At 73.2% G+C, this 3,140-nt stretch carries 1 protein-coding gene and 1 pseudogene; both read right to left on the reverse strand.

From position 1 onward, the window contains the following. Positions 1-2,436: amino acid adenylation domain-containing protein (locus AB0J09_RS60505; protein ID WP_360712896.1), on the reverse strand; the 2,436-nt coding region annotated here is incomplete at its 3' end. Positions 2,437-2,445: 9 nt separating this feature from the next. Continuing rightward, a pseudogene (locus tag AB0J09_RS60510) lies at positions 2,446-3,120 on the reverse strand (condensation domain-containing protein); the annotation flags it as partial. Between the last annotated feature and the right edge of the window lie 20 nt (positions 3,121-3,140).

Below are 3,140 nucleotides of genomic sequence, written 5' to 3' on the forward strand. Positions count from 1 at the left end.
CGGCAGCTCCAGAACCGGCGCGCCCTCCAACCGCTCTCGCCAGTAACCGAGCTGCCCCTCCAGCACCTCACCCCGCAGCCACTCACGCTGCCAAACCGCGAAATCGGCGTACTGCACCGGCAACGGCGCCAACGGCGACGCCTCACCCCGCGCGAACGCCTGGTACAAGGTCATCAGGTCACGGCGGAGCACCCTGGCCGACCACTCGTCGGACACCACGTGGTGCACGGTCAGGCTCAGCACGTGCTCGTCCAGGCCGAGGCGGATCAGCCGGCCGCGCAGCAGCGGCCCGGTGGCGAGGTCGAACGGCGTAACGGCGTCGGCAGCCATCAACGCCTCGGCCTGCTCGGCGTCCAGCTCGACGACCTCCAGCCCGAACCCGGACGGTGGGTCGACGACCTGGTGGGCCACGCCATCCACGGCCACCAGACGGGTACGCAGTACCTCGTGCCGCTCCACGACCGCGTCAAGCGCGGCGCGCAGCGCGGCCACGTCCAACGGTCCGGACATGCGCAGCGCGATCGGCACGTTGTAGTCGGCCGAGCCCGGCTCGAGCTGGTCCAGGAACCACAACCGCTGCTGCGCGAACGACAACGGCACCAGCCCGTCCCGAGACACCGGCACGATCGGGGGCGGGACCTCGCCCCGCGCCGCCGCTTCGACGACGGCGGCCAGCTCCGCCACCGTCGGGCGGTCGAAGAGCGCCGTCAGCGGCACCTCGACGTCGAACGCGGCACGCACCCGGGAGATCACCTGGGTGGCCAGCAGCGAGTGCCCGCCCAGTTCGAAGAAACCGTCTGCGATACCCACCCGCTCCAGGCCCAGCACCTGCGCCCAGATCCCGGCCAGCACCTCCTCGGTGGCCGTCCGAGGCGGGACGAACCCCGTGCCCAGCTCCGGACGGACACCGTCGGGAGCGGGCAGCGCCGCGCGGTCCACCTTGCCGTTCGGGGTGAGCGGTAGCGTCGTCAGCTCCACGAACGCCGACGGCACCATGTACTCGGGCAGGCTCTCCCGCAGGAACGCGCGCAGCTCGGCCGCCGACGGCCCTCCCGCGGTCACGTCCGCGGGCACGAGGTAGGCCACCAGCCGCCCCTCGCGAGCCATCACGACCGTCCGGGCCACGGCCGGATGCGTGCGCAGTGCCGCCTCGACCTCGCCCGGTTCGATCCTGAACCCACGGACCTTCACCTGGTCGTCGGCCCGGCCCAGGAACTCCAGCTCGCCGTCCGGCCGCCGGCGGACCCGGTCACCGGTCCGGTAGAGGCGCGAGCCGTCAGCGGCGAACGGGTCGGCGATGAACCGCTCGGCGGTCAGCTCGGGCCTGGCCGCGTATCCGCGCGCGACCCCGGCCCCGCCGATGAACAGCTCGCCGGGAACGCCGACCGGGACCGGGCGCAGATACTGGTCCAGCACGTACATCGTGGTGTTGTCGATCGGCCGGCCGAGCGACACAGGCCGCCCCAGGATGACCTGCTGGCAGGAGGACCAGATCGTCGTCTCCGTCGGACCGTACATGTTCCACAGGGCCGCGGTGCGGGCGGCGACGCCCTCGGCGAGGGCGGCCGGCAGGGCCTCGCCGCCGCACCAGGCGCGCAGTCGCGCCCATCCCGGCCAGGCCGCGTCGACCAGCAGTTGCCAGGTGGCGGGCGTCGCCTGCATCACGGTCACGCCGCGCCGTCCGATCGTGTCCGCCAGCGCCTCAGGAGACCTCGCCGTCTCGTGTGAAGCCACCACGACCCGCGCGCCCCGGGTCAGCGGGAGGAACAGCTCCAGGCCGGCGATGTCGAACCCGAGCGTGGTGACGGCCAGCACGGTGTCGTCGGCGTCGATGCCAGGCCGCGTGGCCATGGCCGACATCACGTTCGCCAGGCCGTCGTGGGTGACCATGACGCCCTTCGGCCTGCCCGTCGAGCCCGAGGTGTAGATCACGTATGCCAGGTGGCCGGCGACCGGTCCGCCCAGCGCCTGCGGCGGGGCTGCGGCCAGGGCCGCCTCGGTGTCCGGGTCGTCCAGCCACACCGTGGTCGCTCCGCCACCGGCGAGCTGACCGGCCAGGTGGCCGGCCGCCGCACGGTGTGCCACCAGTAGCCCGGCGCCGCTGTCGGCGAACATGTATGCCAGCCGTTCGACCGGGTGGTCGGGGTCGAGCGGGAGGTAGGCGCCGCCCGCCTTCCACACGGCCAGCGCGGCTACCACCAGGTCCAGGCCGCGCTCCAGGCAGAGGCCCACGACCGTCTCCGGCCCGACGCCGAGGCTGCGCAGGTGAGCGGCCAGCCGGTTCGCGCGGGCCTCGAGCCCGGCGTACGTGAGGGTGCGGCCGTCGGCCTCCAGCGCGATCGCGTCCGGCCGCGCGGCGGCCTGGGCCGTGATGGACTCGTGCACGGGAGTGGCGGAGGCGGGGGTCCCGGTGTCGTTCCACTCGTGGACGACCATCCGGTGTTCGTCCGCGTGGAGGGCCGCCACCTGCGACAGGCGCAGCTCCGCGTCGCCCGCGAGCTCCGCCAGCAGGGCAGCCAGGTTGGCCGCCATGCGCTCCACTGTGGGCCGGTCGAAGAGGTCCGTACTGAACTCGAACGCCCCGTCCAGCCCGCCGTCGCCGGTCTCGGCGAGCGCGAGCGTGAGGTCGAACAGCGCGGTGTCGTGCGGGAGCTCCTCCTCGGCCGCGGCTTCGCCCGCTCTGGCTTCGGAGTGGCCGAAGTCGAACATCACCTGGAAGAGCGGGGTGCGGCTGCGGTCCCGGTCGGAGGCGAGCGCATCGACGAGCTGCTCGAACGGCACGTCCTGGTGGGCGTACGCGCCCAGCGCCTCGCCCCTGACCCGTCCGACGACCTCGGCGAAAGTCGGGTCACCGGACAGATCGGTACGCAACACCAACGTGTTGACGAAGAACCCGATCAGATCCTCGACCTCGGCCCGGTTGCGCCCGGCGACCGGGGTGCCGACCACGACGTCGTCCTGCCCCGCGTACCTGCCGAGCAGCACGGCGAAGGCCGACAGCAGGGTCATGGACATGGTCGCGCCGAGGTCCCTGCCGATCGTGCGCAGCGCCTGGGCGGTGGCCGTGGGCACCGTGAAATCGACCAGGCCGCCGGCCGAGGTGCGGACGGCCGGGCGTGGCCGGTCGGTCGGTCACCGGC

The sequence above is a fragment of the Nonomuraea sp. NPDC049784 genome, from assembly GCF_040659615.1.
In the GTDB taxonomy this organism is placed as follows: Bacteria; Actinomycetota; Actinomycetes; order Streptosporangiales; family Streptosporangiaceae; genus Nonomuraea.